Origin of the sequence: Novipirellula rosea (assembly GCF_039541335.1) — a bacterium.
Lineage (GTDB): Bacteria > Planctomycetota > Planctomycetia > Pirellulales > Pirellulaceae > Novipirellula > Novipirellula rosea.
The window spans coordinates 16,789-32,777 of record NZ_BAABGA010000120.1 but is presented as its reverse complement, the minus strand read 5'-3'; the positions used below and the strand labels follow the sequence as shown (position 1 = coordinate 32,777).

Here is a 15,989-nt window from a genome sequence, read left to right as displayed (position 1 = left end):
ATCGCCAGCCCGCTGCAGAACATCGACGCTGCGGATGCCGCTGCGGGCGTAGCTTGAGCCAGGATTCGGGGTACTACGCGTGGTCAGCAGAAAAGGTTTGCGAATCGAGATGCTTTGCGAGCAACTTCCGCAAGTCTTCGGGAATCGGCGTCTTTTTCAGCTTACCGCCGGGGGAGAGGGTGCAGCAAACGGCGGTCAATCGGCCTTCAGCGATCACCGTTGCCCCCGATTTGCCGGGTTGCTCGGGCTGGTCGCGTTGCCCGGGTTGGTCTGCTGGTGCGGATCGCGAAAACCGAATTCCATACTCAACGCTACTACTGCCGAGCCGAAGCACCGTGACCGCGATCTCGAGGATGTCCTCGAAACGGGCGGCAGCACGGTAATCACAGTGAGCCGAAACGCGGGGCCATGTGACATCAGCCGGCGGTGTCGTTTCGGCCCCAGATTCAGTGCTCTGCTCGGACTTCGAATGCTCATCATCCGCAGGGCGGGTCATGACCGAGATCCCCAAAGACCGCAGCATGGCGTGCTCTGCGGCTTCCATCATCGGGAAAAATGCCGAAAAATGGACAATTCCGGCAGCATCCGTATCGCGAAACTCGACTCGGCGTTGGGTGGTAAACACGTTATTTCGTGACCAAAAATGCGCACGGGAAGGAGAGCGGAGCGGCTTAGGAAACTTCGAGACTCAAGAGTTCCGGTCATCAAGAGTTTCGGTCATCCCAGAAAACGAAAGTCTTGACGACTTTCGCTACGACCAAATGCGTTACTTATAAAACCGACGCCCATAGCAATCACCGGCGCGAAAGCGTGGACTTGCCGGCAACGTGACGCGGGCAACTTAGATCCCTCGCTTGTGCGTCGGGTGATGATTTTTCTAAGTCGGCCGCTCACCTGCCACGGCTCACCCAGTTGGGGAGCCAGAAGACCACATTCGGCAAAAATGCCGAGTTTTACTCGCCAACGAATGGCAAAAGAGCCATAAAACGAGCTCGTTTGATCGCGGCGGTTACCGCATGTTGGCTCGCAGCGGTACAGCCGCTCTTGCGACGACCTGCGATACGGCCTTGACGGTTGACCATCTTCTTCAGCAGCTCGATGTCCTTGTAATCGACGTACATCGGCCGTGGTCGTTGACCATCGACGAAAATTGGATCTTTCTTTTTGGTCCGGGTTCGGACGCGTGATCGTTTGCGGGCACGACTACGCGTGCTCATTGGACGTGGTGGCATTCGGATTTGCTCTGTAAACTTGTTAAGGGCGAATGGGCTTGATCGTCACAGACGTCCCAAAATTGGGTACCGCTAGCGACGGATGAAGGCCGACGGCTCAATACGGGTCCGCCGACTCGCCTTAGAGGGAAGCAGGGAAGTATGCAGTGAAGAAAAGATGTATGCAAGGGGAATTGAGCATATTTGCCCTTTCGCATCTGCCAAACCTTTGCCATATTTCCCAATCGATCCGAGGCGTCATCCTGCGTTGACGGGTGGTAATGTACAAAATGCCGCGTGCTCACATTCTCAAGTCCTGACTGAACAATAGACATGATTTGTAAACTCATGTCCTTGGGAAATTCAAATACCGCGTGCAATGTTTAGGTGAAGATAAATGAAGCTGGATAAACTCAGAAACATCGGAATTAGCGCCCACATCGACTCGGGAAAAACGACCCTCAGCGAGCGAATTCTGTTTTACACCGGGCGAATCCACAAGATCGAAGAAGTTCGCGGTGGTGGTGACGGCGCGACAATGGACCATATGGAACTGGAAAAAGAGCGTGGTATCACGATCACCAGTGCCGCAACCAGCGTCCAGTGGAAAGGCCACCCGATCAACTTGATCGATACTCCGGGCCACGTTGACTTTACCGTCGAGGTCGAGCGATCGCTTCGTGTTCTTGATGGTGCGGTTTTGGTTCTGTGCAGCGTCGGTGGCGTGCAAAGCCAATCGATCACCGTTGACCGCCAAATGAAGCGTTACCAGATTCCTCGCTTGGCATTCATCAACAAGATGGACCGAACCGGAGCGAACCCGTTCCGCGTTCTGAAGCAACTTCGCGAAAAATTGGGCGCCGAAGCGTTCTTTATGCAGTACCCCATCGGTGCTGAAGAAAACTACAAAGGCGCCGTCGACTTGATCGAAATGGTGGCCTACCTGCACGAAGGCAACGAAGGCGAAAAAGTCGTCTCGGCCCCAATTCCAGACGACATCAAAGACGAGTGCGAAGAAGCACGCGTCGAGATGCTCGAAGCGCTGTCGATGTACAGCGACAAAATGATGGAACTGCTTCTCAGCGAAGAAGAAGTCTCCAAAGAATTGATCTACAAGGTCGCTCGCGATGCGGTCCTCGGTGGAGCAACGCCGGTATTCATGGGCACCGCTTACAAAAACAAAGGCGTTCAACCTTTGCTTGATGCGGTAATCCGTTACTTGCCGAGCCCGCTCGATCGTGAAATCCGTGGTCGTGACCCGAAAGATGAAACCAACAAGATCGAGTTGCTGCCCGATGCCTCGCGTCCCTTCGTTGGCATGGCGTTCAAGATCGCGGACGACCCGTTCGGTCAGCTTACCTTCATGCGTGTCTACCAAGGCACGATCAAGAAGGGCGAAACCTACGTCAACCAACGTACGACCAAGTCCGAGCGTTTCAGCCGTATCGTGCGAATGCACAGTAACAAACGCGAAGAAATCGAAGAGGCGACCGCCGGTGATATTATCGCCGTCATGGGAATCGATTCGGCCAGTGGTGACACGTACGCCGAATCGCGAGATTTCTGTACGCTCGAGTCGATGTTCATCGCCGACCCGGTAATCAAGATCGCTGTCGCCCCGGCAACCCGCAGCGACGGAGACAAGTTGGCCAAGGCGCTGCAACGCTTCCGCAAAGAAGACCCGACGTTCCGAGTCGCCACCGACGAAGAAACCAACGAAATCTTGATCAGCGGAATGGGTGAACTTCACCTCGATGTTTACATCGAGCGGATTCGTCGTGAGTACGGTGTCGAGATCATCGTCGGTGCTCCGAAGGTTAGCTACCGCGAAAGCCCAACCAAGATGGTTGAATTCGACTACAAACACAAGAAACAAAGTGGTGGTAGTGGTCAATTCGCTCACATCAAGGGCAAGCTCAGCCCGATCGAATCGAACAGCGAAGACAGCTTCGAGTTCGAAGATCACGTGGTCGGTGGCCGTATTCCGAAGCAGTACATTCCTGCGATCGAAAAGGGCTTCCGCGACATTTTGGGCAAAGGCCCTGTCGCTGAATTCCCCGTGGTAGGAACACGCATCGACTTGGATGACGGTAGCTTCCACGAAGTTGACTCGTCGGAAAAGGCGTTTTACACCGCCGCACAAGGCTGTTTCCGCGAGTACTTCAAGAAAGCCGATCCGAAGTTGCTCGAGCCAATCATGAACGTTGAAATCGAAGTCCCCGAAGACTTCCAAGGTACCGTCGTGGGTGACGTGATTCGCCGCCGCGGAATCATGCAAAGCAACGACATCGTCGAAGGCAACAGCATCATCAAGGCAGAAGTCCCGTTGGCAGAAACCTTTGGTTACGCCACCGACCTGCGAAGTATGACGCAAGGCCAAGGAACGTTCACCATGGAATTGGCGACCTATCGCCAAACTCCATCGAACATCCAAGCCGAAATCATCGAAGCGAAGCGTAAAGCGGACTTGGTCGGCACCAAGTAAGCAATCGCCCTTTCGCGAAACCATCATCCAACGGCGGCATGACCTTCATGCCGCCGTTTTTTCGTAAAACAGGTACCGTCGTAAAAAAGGTGTCGGACACCTTTTTGGCAGACTGGGCAACCCCTTATCTTGCCTATTCTTACTTTAAGGTGTCGGACACCTTTTTTGTGCCGAGCTCTTTTTCGAGTTTGGGAAGGCGGCCGTAGGCGTACGCGAACAGCTTGATCGGATGCAAGGTCTTACGGCCCGCTCCGTGCTCGATTTGCATTTTGCAGGCGCTGCACTCGGTCGCTGCGGTGCGATTGCCCGCCGAACGCATCGCGGAGATCAATGGCCAGCCGACTCGCAGACTGTTTCGGTAATTCTTGCGTTGCAGCCCCCATGTGCCTGCCATGCCGGTACAGCCCGCCTCGATCTGCTGGACTTCAAATTTCGGAATCAAGCCGATCAATTTCGGGCCTGCAGCGTCAGGATCGAGCACGCGAAGATGGCAGGGTTGATGGTAGGCGATTTCGGTTGGCAGCGTGTTGAGATCAAGCGACAACCGAGATTCCTGGTGCAAATTCCACAGAAACTGGCACGCTTCGAATGAGTTTTCGGCGACCAAGTGCGCGTCTTGGTCATCCATCAAATTGGGATACTCGTGCTTCAAACAAAGCACCGCAGCGGGCTCGGTGGCAATGATCGTATAGCCTTGCCGGACCGCTTCGGCGAGAACGCGTAAATTGCGTCGAGCCACTCGGCGTGCTCCTTTGATGTCACCGGCCGAGATACGCGCCATTCCGCTAGCGACCTGTCCCGAGGGAACATACAAACCGATTCCATTGTGCTGCAAAATCTCAGCTAGGGCGCGACCGATGTCGGGGTCGTGATAGTTTGCATAATGGTCAACAAAGTAGGCGACCTTTAAACCGCCATGCGGATTCAGTTTCGTCCAGCGGCGTTTGGCGGCGTACCGCATGAATGTTTCACTGGCGATCAGCGGCAATTCTCGAGCGGCCGACAAACCGAACAAACGATCGGCAAGCCAGCGAGAGAAACGTCCTCGAATTAACAAATTCGCAAGCCAAGGGACCTGAGACGCAATCGCCGCAATGGTATCGATTCGTCCGAGCAACAAATCAGAAAGCGGCAATCCATTGGTGGCAACATACTGTGCTTTGAGCTCGCCGACGATTTTAGGAATATTGACCGAAGCGGGGCATTCGACTCGACACTGATGACAGTTGAAACAAAGGTCGGCGACTTCTTTGGCACGATCCTCGGCCAGATTGTCGACCTTCAGTTGTCCGCTTAGTACGCCACGCAGCAGATTCGCTTTCGCCCGCGGCGACGCTTCTTCACGATGGCTGGCACGGAACATCGGGCATTGCCGCTCGGCGGACGAATGCGTGCGGCACCGTCCACAACCGTTGCACTCGCGTGTGACCTGAGCCACCGAGGCACCGGGGGGCCAAATTTGAAACACTTCTAATTGGGCGAGCGGCTTGGAGGCAATCCCCGAATCTTCGACGACCGGTTTCTCGGCTGCGATCAAGGTTCGATTCCCGCGGCTGACCTCGATCGTTTTATCGAGCGGCCGAAGATTCTCGTTGGGTTTTTGCAAGACGGCCCCAAACAGCTTGCCAGGGTTGAGCCGATGCACCGAATCGAACAAACGCTTGATCTGGCCCATCGCTTGCCACAATTGGCCGTATTGGCGAGGCAGCAAATGCGAACGACTCAACCCAGCCGCATGCTCGACACCGACCTCGCCGCCATGCTTCCAAACCACTTCCGCGATTTGATTGGACAGGTCGTTTAATTTTTCACGATCGTGCGGTTTGGCAAGGTTCAAAAAGGGACGGATGTGCAACTGCCCATGCCCGGCATGCGCGAACACGGTCGCGGTTGCTTGGTTTCGCTGCAACGTGTCTTGAATATCGATCAGAGCAGCAGGCAAACGATCCGGCGGAACCGCGATATCCTCGGTAAACGGCTGCGGTGCATCACTGCCTTTGAAGCGATACAGTCGCGGAATCACGCGTCGCGAAAGAGCCCAATAAAGATCACGCTCGGAGGGGCGGACCGTATCGACTGCGGCAAACGCGGCATCGGGCCCCTTGGCACATTCTTGGCGAATGATCGCCAACCGGTCGTACAAATCACCAAGCGATTCGCCTTGGATTTCCACCAGCAACATCGCTTCGGCTTCACGCGGCAACAGCTCGGCGAAACGCGAGTCGGTTTCGCGAGCAATTTGCAACAGCCGACGATCCATTAAATCGCATGCAACCAAGCCATGCATCAATGCACGACGGGCACAACGGGCGGCGGAATCCAAGCGGCGAAAGAACAACAACGCGACCCCGCGGTGTGTCGGAATCGGTTCGGTGCGGACGACCGCATCGACGATGATCCCCAATGTTCCTTGCGTGCCCACCATGAACTTCGCCAAATCGACGCGGCCGTCGCTGAGGATCACTCCATCAAAACGGTAGCCACTGCGTGAATTCGGTGACGCCTTGCGAGCCGCAATCAGCGAATGGAATTGATTTTCAATCTCGACGATCCCACGAGCCAATCGGCCTTGCGGCGTGGGTTCATCGGGATGATGTTTCGCCAGCGTTAGCAGATTCCCATCCGCCGTTACCACTCGCATCGACTCGATCGTATCGCGGGCCGATCCACTTCGCAGATAGTGGCTGCCCGAGGCATTGGTAGACAACACGCTGCCCATCGTGGTGATGCTGCGGGTTGCCGGGTCAGGGCCATAGGTTCGTCCATAAGCCGCCAGCGCCGCGTTGACTTCCGCCAAAACCGCACCGCACTGCACCGTCACGGTGGCCCCATCACGGTCGATCGTCACACGCCGCATGAAGCATGAAAAATCGAGCAGCAAACCATTGCCAAGCGATTCACCCGAGACCCCACTGCCGCTGCCGCGAGGATGAATCGACAAGTCGTGCTCGGTCGCGTATTGCACAGTGGCAATCACGTCGGCGGCGGTGCGAGGCCGCACAACCCCAAGCGGGGTCATCTGATAAATGCTTGCGTCGGTCGCATACAATTGACATGAAATGTCATCGCACAAAACCTCGCCTCGCACGACGCCACGCAAGTCGTCTTGAATTCGTTGACGTTCGCTATCCATGCGGTGTGCTTCGAGTGGGATGGCCGATGTTCGTCAAGTTCGCAAACCAAGAGAATGAGGACGGGGACCGGATCAGCAGATGAGGGAACTCGTGAAGCGAATCTGCCCGCTCCCTAAACTTCGCGGTTGATCAACCCCAACACTTCGGCTCGCGATTTCGGGTCGTCCCGAAACGCGCCGCGCATCGCACTGGTCAAACACAGACTGCCTGGTTTCCGCACCCCCCGCATCGTCATGCAGCTATGAGTGGCCTCGCAAACCACCGCGACTCCGGTCGCAGACAAACGCTCTTCGACGAGATCGGCGATCGTTTGCGTCATTCGCTCTTGGACCTGCGGTCGCCGAGCCACTTCTTCGACCACGCGGGCCAGTTTGCTCAACCCCACCACTTTCCCGCTGGGCAGGTACGCAATGTGGGCGCGGCCCGTGAATGGCAACAAGTGATGTTCACACATGCTGCAGAAGCTGATGTCGCGAACGAGCACAATCTCGTCATATTCTTCGGTGAAAACCTTGGCGAGATGGCGTCCTGGATCGGATTTCAGCCCCGCAAACATCTCCGCGTACATACGAGCCACTCGAGCGGGGGTCTCTAGCAGTCCCTCGCGGTCGGGATCTTCGCCAACCGCATCCAAGATGATACGAACCGCTTGCTCAATCCGCGGCAGATCGACGTGATCGCGTGAAGGGGCATTTCGATCGGGAAAAAGCGGTGGCTCGGGGCTAACGCTGGCCGCATTACAGTTCGCACCACTGTCGTTTTGAAGAAACGGCAGGTTGCAGGAGGGCTCTTTATACGAACGGGGATCCACGTTTTGCATTTCCCAGGAAGGCTGAGTAAAAAGTCGGCGAGATGCTGCACTCGCACGTCCATTGTATCTTAGCAGAGTGTGGGTTCGGCGCTGAGGACGCCAATCCGGATGTCGGCCAAGCTACGGCGGACGTCGTTCGTCCAATGCCATCGACTTTGCCGCTTAACCGCCGCGGGGCAGTTGTTTTTGCAGCTCTTTGCGAAACGCATCGCGGATTTGATACAGCGGCAATGTCGGACCAATCGCTTCACGCCGAATGACATGCGACATCGGCAAATTTTCTTTCACACGGCCGACTTCGATGGGGGTGACTTTGCTCATCCGCTCGACGCCAAAGGTATCGCACAGAATGGCGTGAAAATCGACAAGCTGCTGTTTTGCCGCTTGTTGGCCGACATCGCGAGTATTGGCACCGCCTGCCCACAGCGCAGCCATGGCGGCCATCCCAAAGGCGGCGAACAGTTCCGGGATCGAGGCGGCGGCGATCACCGTGGTGCCAAAATCGACCGGAATCATCAACACGCCCCCAAAGGCCGCCAACAAGGTCGCCAGCGGCGTCAGCCCGGCGACCAACTTTTTACGCACCGGTACATCGCTCCACATTTGGCGGACCGCTTCATCGAGACGTCGTGGGTCGAGCTGCGTAAAGTCATCACGTTCGAATCGCAGAATCGCCGCCTCGGACGCTTCGGTTAATCTCGACATGCTGGGATCGACCTCTTCGCCAAACCAGTGTGGCAGAGCGGCCGAACCGCCGTGTCGATCGATCGCCGCGTTGAGTCGCTCGGGCGTCATCAGGCTGCCGTATTCGCCACGGCGAAATTTGTCCTTGATTTCGCTGGCCGTTTTCTCAGCCATCGCCGTGGGAGTAAAGCGACGCACCATTTCGCCAGCACCATCAACAAAACGACGCAATTTGGCATTCATGCGAACGCCCCAACGGGCGTACCAAGGCGCCGTGACGGCGAACGATTCGGATAACTGGTGGATGATTCGTTTGGATTGATGCAGCCGCAGTTCGACCACTTCACCACCCACTTGCCGATGAGCAAAAAATTCGAGCGACGCTTGCAACAAGCAATCCTGGGCCCTCTGCGTTGCCTTGCGCGAGTGATCCGCATCCTGGTCCACCCGACTGACCGCGCGATCCCAAATCATTGATCGCAGCGTGGATTGCAACGCGATCCGAAACTTCTCGAACAATTTCGCGCGATCGAGCCGCTTCGGCAGCGCGGCGAGCAAGCGGTCCTCTGAAATGGCGGCGGGCGGATTGTCGTCTGGGTTTTCCGAAACGGAAAAGAAAACCGGAAACAAATCTTCGTCGTCGCCGATCGCTGCCGATCCACTGGCAGCCGGAATATAGGGCCGACTGGCGGGCACGTCAAAATCGTACGCCGCATACACCGTTTCGATGCCGTGCGTTTTCGCCAACGGCGTGAACGTTTCAAACACTTGATCCGGAGTCTGGCGAGGACGGACCTTGTTAACCGCCAGCATCCGCGGGACTCCGGGCATCAAATCGGCGGCGATTCGCAACAGATCCCCAAGCGTGGCGTCACGCGAAGATTCCGCAGACGAGACCACCAAGAACGCTGAACAGATCGTGGCGGCACGGCCAAGCAGATCGCGACGAATATCCGGCGATCCGAGTCCAAACGCTTCATCGGAAACGATGTCCGGACAATCCAGCAACCCAATCCCCGCTTCGTCCAACCCCGGATCGGTGGCAACAAGCGGAATCGCAAGCGTGCTGACGTCGCCACCGCGATTGTTGTATTGCTGGTGAGCGGCGGCAGGATCTTCGGCCAGCATCTCGGGTGGTTTTCCGATCGCATCCCCGATCCGGCCCATCAGCAGACTGAACAATTCCGAGTCGGATTGCCATTGCTGAGGCAACCACAGAACAAACCGATGCGTGCCTTCGACATTGCTCGGTCCACGCAGCGTGCGTGCCCGCCCCGCCTCGCTCAAATAGGTGGCCACCAAACTGGTCTTGCCGCTGTTGAGCATCCCGGCGATTGCCACGACCGGCCAATTGACAAGCTGAGACGCGGAATGCACTTGGCGCCCCGAGGCAAGAATATCGCTGGCCAACGATAAATCCAAACGGCGGACCGCGGCTAAAAAACTTTCGCGAGATTCACTCGGATAAATTCGCTGGACCATCGCGCGACGATCATCGTCTTCCAACAATGACAACAAACCAGGCCAATCGATCGAGTCGTCCTCGAGATTTCGGTATTTACCAAACATGTCGTGTCGCCGATCGCTTATCCCGAGAAATCGCGTGTAGGTGCTGTTGTCGCTGGGGCTGCAGTGACGCCCGCCACTGCGGTAGCATGCGAAGCTGCGGTAGCGTCCGAAGCTTGCGATCCACCAAACCCTCTAAATTGATGGTTCCACCACTGAACCGAATCCACTTGGGTCCAGCGCCCATGATCTTCACATCCACGGAGTGTATCAGCGAGTTCGTCCATCGACATAGGGCGCTGATTTGTGTCTTTTTGCAAGCAGGACATCAATACATTTTGTAAATCGTCGGCCAAGGGGATACCGATTCGCTGGGCGGGACGCACTGGGAGTTCGTTCAACTGTTTCAAACAAATGTCGACCGACGCCCCGCCATCAAACAGAGGCACGCCGGTTAGTAACGCATAACCGACCGCGCCGACCGCGTACAGATCACTTTGGGCGTTCGCGGCCGAGGCGTCTCGCACCGCCTCGGGAGACATGTACATCGGCGTGCCCGTGATCGAATCCACTTGAGTCAATTCGACAGTGTCACGCGTGATTTCTTTGACCAGTCCAAAATCGAGCACCTTGATCAGATCGCCCACCCCCGACACATCGGTCAAGATAATGTTCGCAGGCTTGATGTCGCGATGAACGATCCCACAGCCATGGGCTTCGGCAAGCGAACCACACATTTGGATCAACAGCGAAATCACACGCCCAGCAGGCTGACGCCCATATTGATCAATCAAGGCTTGTAGCGTGATTCCTTGGACGTATTCCATCACATAATAAAACGTGCCGTCGTCGGTTCGCCCGTAATCAAAAATGGCAATCGTATTGGGATGACGAAGCTGCGACGTTAATTGGACTTCGCGAGCAAAACGCGAAGCGGTCGTCGAGGTCAACTCTTCTTTTTCAAGGACCTTGATCGCCACCTCTCGTTTGAGCATCTGGTGAGACCCGATATAGACCGATCCCATTGCCCCTTCGCCGATCAATCGCCCGAGCTTGTATTGGCCGAGCTGTCGGGTGGAATCGTTCTGGGCGAACGAACGAGCAAGATGTGGCCCAAACAGATACAGTCCGCCCAACAATACCGCTCCCAGGATCATCAACATCACCAATGCCCATTGGATCCGCGAAAGTGTATGCAGCGGTCCATAGACATCCCCGACCTTCATCTCGACCGCGACGCCAAACCCATACTCCGGCATCCAACGCCAAGCTCCGATGACTTCGTCGCCGCGATAATCACGATACCCCGAGACATTTTCTCCTTGCCCACCGCGAGTCAATTGGTCCGCAAGCACGGTCAGCGGACGCGAACTAGAACCGCCATCCAAGCGGTCACTTGCCACGGACTTGATCCCCCGCTGATCTCCAGGGACTTGGACAACCTGATGCAAAAGAGCCGATGTGGATGCGGCGGAGTGAATCGCGCCGCTCGACTGCGGCACACGCTCACTCGGCACGTGTTCACTCGGCGCACTCGTTAACATCACGCCGCGGCGGTCGATTGCATACGATTCCGCAAACTGACCGGGGATAGGCGCCGAGAGCAGTTCGCTGAAATCATCCAATGGATCCATCAGGTACACAAAACCGCCCAGCGTGCGAGCGCCCTGCACCACGGGGGTGATCACGGCGATGACCGGAGGCTCGGCATAGGACAGCGGTCCCGATTGACTCAGAGGTTTCGGCAAACGAAAAGGACGTGTCAACGTACTTTGACGCGAAATCATTTTTTCCAGTGCATCACTGGGAATCCCTAGGTCTTCGGCAAGTAGCGGCGTCAAATCGCTGCCAAGCACACGCCCTTGGATATCAATCAGAGCCCAACCTAAAACGTCGTCGCGGGACGCCCCATTGGCAACGTCCCGGGCGAACAGAGCAGAATTGGGATCGGCCTGCCATTGCTCTGGCGTCACGGGATGACCGGACGCATGGGATGTCAAAATACGGACCGCGAGCGATTTCCGCTTGGGACTTTGCATCACCTCGGTGACCACCGCCGTTTGCTGCTGATACCAGTGATCAAACCCGCTTAGCTTGGCGGACAAAAAAGACCGCAACGACTGACGCGCCATCTCTTGCATCGCGGCGCGAACTCGATAGTTCAGAAACACGACCGCAGTTGCCGCAATGATTAACAGCAGAATCCAAATCAGAATCCAGCGTCGAGCCCTGCGTCCCGTGGACCACAAGGTGATCATTCGCAATTTCGACAAAGAGACAGATGACAAAGGAACTCGTTCCAGCGATAGGAAGATGCAACGCGACCCTATTGTAGCGAAAACAGCATCTTCGTTGAGCACGGCGATCAGCGGGCGGTTGCCGAGGCTGCGGAATTCATTTGTTTCCAAATCTGGTCCGCAGCCGAAATGTCGGCCTGAGTCGCCTGTTCACCCCCGTAAACAATCCGGTTATAAGCATCAACCACACGGACAGCAGACGAGGAAAGCTGTGGTAGCGAGCCGGCAATCCGCTTTAGAAATTCGCTTGGCGTTTCGTCAGCGCGGCGCCGCGACCCCTGCTCGCGTGTCCAAGCTTCGAACGCTTGGAACGTCACGATCACGATTTGACGCGGATCCGTCTCAATGCCAATCGGATTGCGGAACGAAGAAAACGGCTTCACTGGCGATTCGACGACCCGTTGCGGCGGTTCCGGTTCCCCAACGCCAGAGGGTGGAAATTGACGAGCCCAAAGTCCATTGAACCACTGCAAAATCGCATCGCGATTGCGATAGACATAGACCCCCACAACGACCGCGAGCGCCAACGCGATTAAAAATTTCAAGAGCGAACCGAGCAGCGAAAACATCTGCGTCAACGAGGGAGTCGAGTTTGGAGTTGACGGTTCCGGCGGCGGCGGTTCGCTGGAAGCCGATTCGGGTGGAGGTGAATCCGACTGCTCGGATGTTTCCTGTTCGGATTTTGTCGACTCTGTTTCGGACTGTTCCGTTTCGGACTGTTCCGTTTCGGACTGTTCCGTTTCGGCCTGTTCTGTATCAGCCTGCTTGGCTGCGGATTCGTTGGGCTTGGGCTCCTGTGACTCGGACGCAGGCGGTGGGTCGGAATTGCCTTGTTGATTTTTTTCTTGCTTGCCGTTTTGGCCTTTCGATTCAGCCTTGTCCCCCTGCTCGCTCTTGTCCCCCTGCTCGCCGGAACTCTTGTCCGAGTTTTTCTCTCCGGGCTTAGAGCCTCCGGGGCTCGGCTTGTTACCGCCGTCCTGTTTGCCCGCAGCCCCTTTTTCATTCTCACCCTCAGCGGCGGCTCCCGGCGGCGCCCCCTTTTGGCTAGCGGTTTCTTGGACTTCTTTTCCGCCTGCGTTTTTGTCTTTCGCTGTGACTGCGGCTCCTTCCTTCTTCTTTGCCGCGGCTTCGTTTCCTTGCCCATACTGGCTTGCCACAAGGTCATCCGGAGGATTCGTGATTTCCGGTAACTCAAACGACGCGAGTACTTGTCCTGGCAGCGGAGCAAGGTACGAGACCAACAGGATCAGACTGATGATTGCCAAACCGCCTGTGATCCATCCCAGCGAAACATTATTGGGCATGTCGACGCCACGTTGCCGCAAGTAGCGACGCAGACCTAGAAAGCTGGTGGTCACAAGTAGCGAAAAACTCGAGAACAAATAGATCGCCAACAACCACACTGCACGCCCGGATGTCGCCGGATCCGAGCGAAGAAAAAATTGCCCCAGTCCAAAGAGCGGCAGCGCAGCCAAAGCGAGGTACATGACGGTGCGTCCCGGTTGGTGCGCGCCCGGTTTGGTCGGAGCCGTTTGAGCTTTGTTGAGAGGCTCTTCGCTTGACGCGGTTGCTCGCGAGTCCGCCGCAGCACGATTCGCCTCGATTTGATTGCGGACGAAGTGGCCGCCCGAGTCCATCAGTCCTTGTCCGCTAGCGTCAATCGAATCATCAATCAACGTGCAATCGTGAACAATTCGGTCCGCCAGGAACGCGATCAACAGCAACATGAAGATGCTAAAGATTGGCGACCCCACGAATCGCATCATCGCCAAAAAGGTGACCGCCCCTAAGATGCACAGGTAGCCCATGGCGTAGCTGCGGTCGCGCTGAATCGCGATCCTGGCAACGCTGACGACTCCCATCGTGTACATGAACAAGGTCCATGAAACGCGTTCGGGATACCCCCCGTGATACAAGACAAGCATCAAGTAATTGGCGAGGCTGTTGATCATCAAAAAAATCAACAACGGCGCAACAGCGATGGCCGCATAGTCAGCCAGCGTTTTCGATGAGGTCGTCATTGCCATCTTCAAATGTCGTACGCTCCGCAGCGAGAGGCAGTGCCGAACCGCGTCCGCATTGGCTTCAGTGCGTCCGCATTGGCTTCAGCGCGTCCGCGTGAGCCTTACCGCGTTCGCGTCGGCTTCAGCGCAATGCCCAGCCACGCCCCGCAGCGATCGGCGATCCCTCGATTAGACACGAAATTGGATCGACAGCTTAGATGGGCAGCGTGTGAAACCCGAACTTCCCTCTGGGATTGTACGCGTAGTGATTTGTACGCGCATTGAATCGAAGGGACTCTAATCCGAGGACGCTTTGGAATGAGATTCATTCCAACGTTGGATTGCCGGAGCAATCGAATTCATCGGAACCCATTTGCCTTTGGTTTTACTACTTAACAACAGCGTTTCTGGGACGATTTTCCCTTCATCAATTAGATGAAGCAAATCCGCCTCCGAAATCGGCCCCATTCGTCGCGTTTTACGTAGCCAACCACTTGTGATGTAGTACCATCCCGCACCCATGCGTTCACCTCATCTTTACGATTGCCCCAGCAACAATCCCGTTGCCGATTTTTCCGCCCCAAAATCTTGCCTGAAAAATGGCCGGGCTTTCGATGCTTCGCCAACATTGCGACGAGCGAAAAAAATCCCCGGTCAATCTTTTCTGCAAGATCCGCGCAAATCATGCGCACTGACTGGAGTTATTGTACGGGGCTGGCAAACTGGCTGCCAGCAAACCAGCCACTTTGAGGGAAAAAATCACAGCCCCTCGGTTCAAAACAGATCGCTCAATAACGCTGGGCAAGCACACCTGCGAGAGGGGCTCGAGCGGGGGGGAGGTACAGAGAAGGCGAGGAAAGGGGCTACCAGCGACCGCTGTAGTGATCCGCATTGACGATTCGCTGGGCTTCGGGACTGATGCCGTACGCTAGATTGGGTTGATTGAGTTCCACAAAGACCGTGTATTTTTGGTGAATGGCATCGCTATACACGATCGGGGCATGAGTCAGCCGCAAAAAGTGAACCGGCAAACCGTTCCAGCGACGCGTAAACACGCCGGCTTCGAGCGAGGGCTCGCGAGATAAACCGTAATGCTCGGTCATGATCGCCGCCATTTTGCTAGGGTCTCCGGTAAACCCATGAACCGTAATTCGCTGGACCTTGCCGCTGGTGTCAAAGTAATAAGTCAGCGTCCCCGCCAAATCATCGGCTTGCGTTCCGGTGACGATGGGCACTCGCAGCCCTTCCATCTTCATATCCGCCAACACCGTCGTTACGCGTGAGAAGCGGTTGATGATCCATTCAGGGTTGATATCAAAGCGAATCACTTCGCGAAGATCCTGGACGGTGGTCCCCACAAGATTCGGCTCGTTTTCGGGCTTGGCGGGAATCGCGCCAAGTTTACGAGCGAGTTCGTGGTCGTAGCGGTAGCGTGCCTCGCCACTGCGACGCAACTGCTCGACTTCGTAGTGCGAGTGCACCGCGTAATCCGATGAGCTCGACAAGACCGAGTCCCCCGAACTGATCGCGGCCTCGGTGGTCTCGAATTGACGCTTGATTGAAGAGACGGTTTTCTGCCCCATATCCGTTTCCGAGACGACGTAGGGGCCTCCCACGAGCGCAGCGATCGCGGCGGCGGTTCGAATTCGCATGATCGGAAACATAGAATTGCCGTTGAAAAGGAAAGGTAGCTTCACAGGTCCACGGTCTGGTATCGTCCAATCTCGGCTGGTTTGTTTCCGAAAGAACCGATCTCTTGCGTATCCCGCATGTTATTGCCAATGGTTACGATCGATTTGATCGCTACGTCCCGAATAAACCAGATCGGGTGGGAAATAACGTGCGTCGACGTGAGAAA

Annotated in this window: 10 protein-coding genes; 1 reads left to right on the top strand and 9 read right to left on the bottom strand. The window is 56.0% G+C overall.

Annotation, left to right across the window (positions count from 1 at the left end; all coding sequences use genetic code 11):
• Positions 1-73: 73 nt before the first annotated feature.
• Both ABD971_RS32480 and rpsR read right to left on the bottom strand, forming a co-directional pair.
• Positions 74-625, bottom strand: a complete 552-nt coding sequence (locus ABD971_RS32480; RefSeq protein WP_345327852.1) for an acyl-CoA thioesterase — start codon at positions 623-625, stop codon at positions 74-76.
• A gap of 328 nt (positions 626-953) precedes the next feature.
• The gene (gene rpsR / locus ABD971_RS32475) at positions 954-1,217 is read right to left on the bottom strand and encodes a 30S ribosomal protein S18 (RefSeq protein WP_040770973.1); all 264 of its coding nucleotides are present in this window, start codon (positions 1,215-1,217) and stop codon (positions 954-956) included.
• 391 nt (positions 1,218-1,608) lie between these two features.
• Between rpsR and fusA the strand changes: the two genes are divergently transcribed.
• Positions 1,609-3,696, top strand: coding sequence for an elongation factor G (gene fusA, locus ABD971_RS32470; RefSeq protein ID WP_339942923.1), 2,088 nt, complete (start codon positions 1,609-1,611; stop codon positions 3,694-3,696).
• 139 nt (positions 3,697-3,835) lie between these two features.
• Here fusA and ABD971_RS32465 read toward each other — a convergent pair whose 3' ends face one another.
• From ABD971_RS32465 to ABD971_RS32435, 7 genes are all read right to left on the bottom strand, one after another.
• Positions 3,836-6,829, bottom strand: a complete 2,994-nt coding sequence (locus tag ABD971_RS32465; protein ID WP_339942925.1) for an FAD-linked oxidase C-terminal domain-containing protein — start codon at positions 6,827-6,829, stop codon at positions 3,836-3,838.
• A gap of 113 nt (positions 6,830-6,942) precedes the next feature.
• On the bottom strand, positions 6,943-7,650 hold the full coding sequence (gene folE / locus ABD971_RS32460; protein WP_339942927.1) for a GTP cyclohydrolase I FolE: 708 nt from the start codon (positions 7,648-7,650) through the stop codon (positions 6,943-6,945).
• A 153-nt stretch (positions 7,651-7,803) separates the two neighbouring features.
• Complete coding sequence (locus ABD971_RS32455) at positions 7,804-9,894, bottom strand: hypothetical protein (RefSeq protein WP_339942929.1); 2,091 nt, start codon at positions 9,892-9,894, stop codon at positions 7,804-7,806.
• A 17-nt stretch (positions 9,895-9,911) separates the two neighbouring features.
• On the bottom strand, positions 9,912-12,119 hold the full coding sequence (locus tag ABD971_RS32450) for a serine/threonine protein kinase (protein WP_345327851.1): 2,208 nt from the start codon (positions 12,117-12,119) through the stop codon (positions 9,912-9,914).
• A gap of 77 nt (positions 12,120-12,196) precedes the next feature.
• Positions 12,197-14,149 carry a DUF4129 domain-containing protein gene (locus ABD971_RS32445; protein WP_345327850.1) on the bottom strand — a complete coding sequence of 651 codons (1,953 nt, stop codon included), beginning with the start codon at positions 14,147-14,149 and terminating at the stop codon, positions 12,197-12,199.
• Between the two features lie 279 nt (positions 14,150-14,428).
• A complete protein-coding gene (locus ABD971_RS32440) occupies positions 14,429-14,653 on the bottom strand; it encodes a DUF4339 domain-containing protein (protein WP_339942935.1) in 225 nt (74 codons plus the stop codon).
• 341 nt (positions 14,654-14,994) lie between these two features.
• Positions 14,995-15,783: a DUF6690 family protein gene (locus ABD971_RS32435; RefSeq protein ID WP_339942938.1), complete on the bottom strand. Its 789-nt coding sequence runs from the start codon at positions 15,781-15,783 to the stop codon at positions 14,995-14,997.
• Positions 15,784-15,989 lie beyond the last annotated feature (206 nt).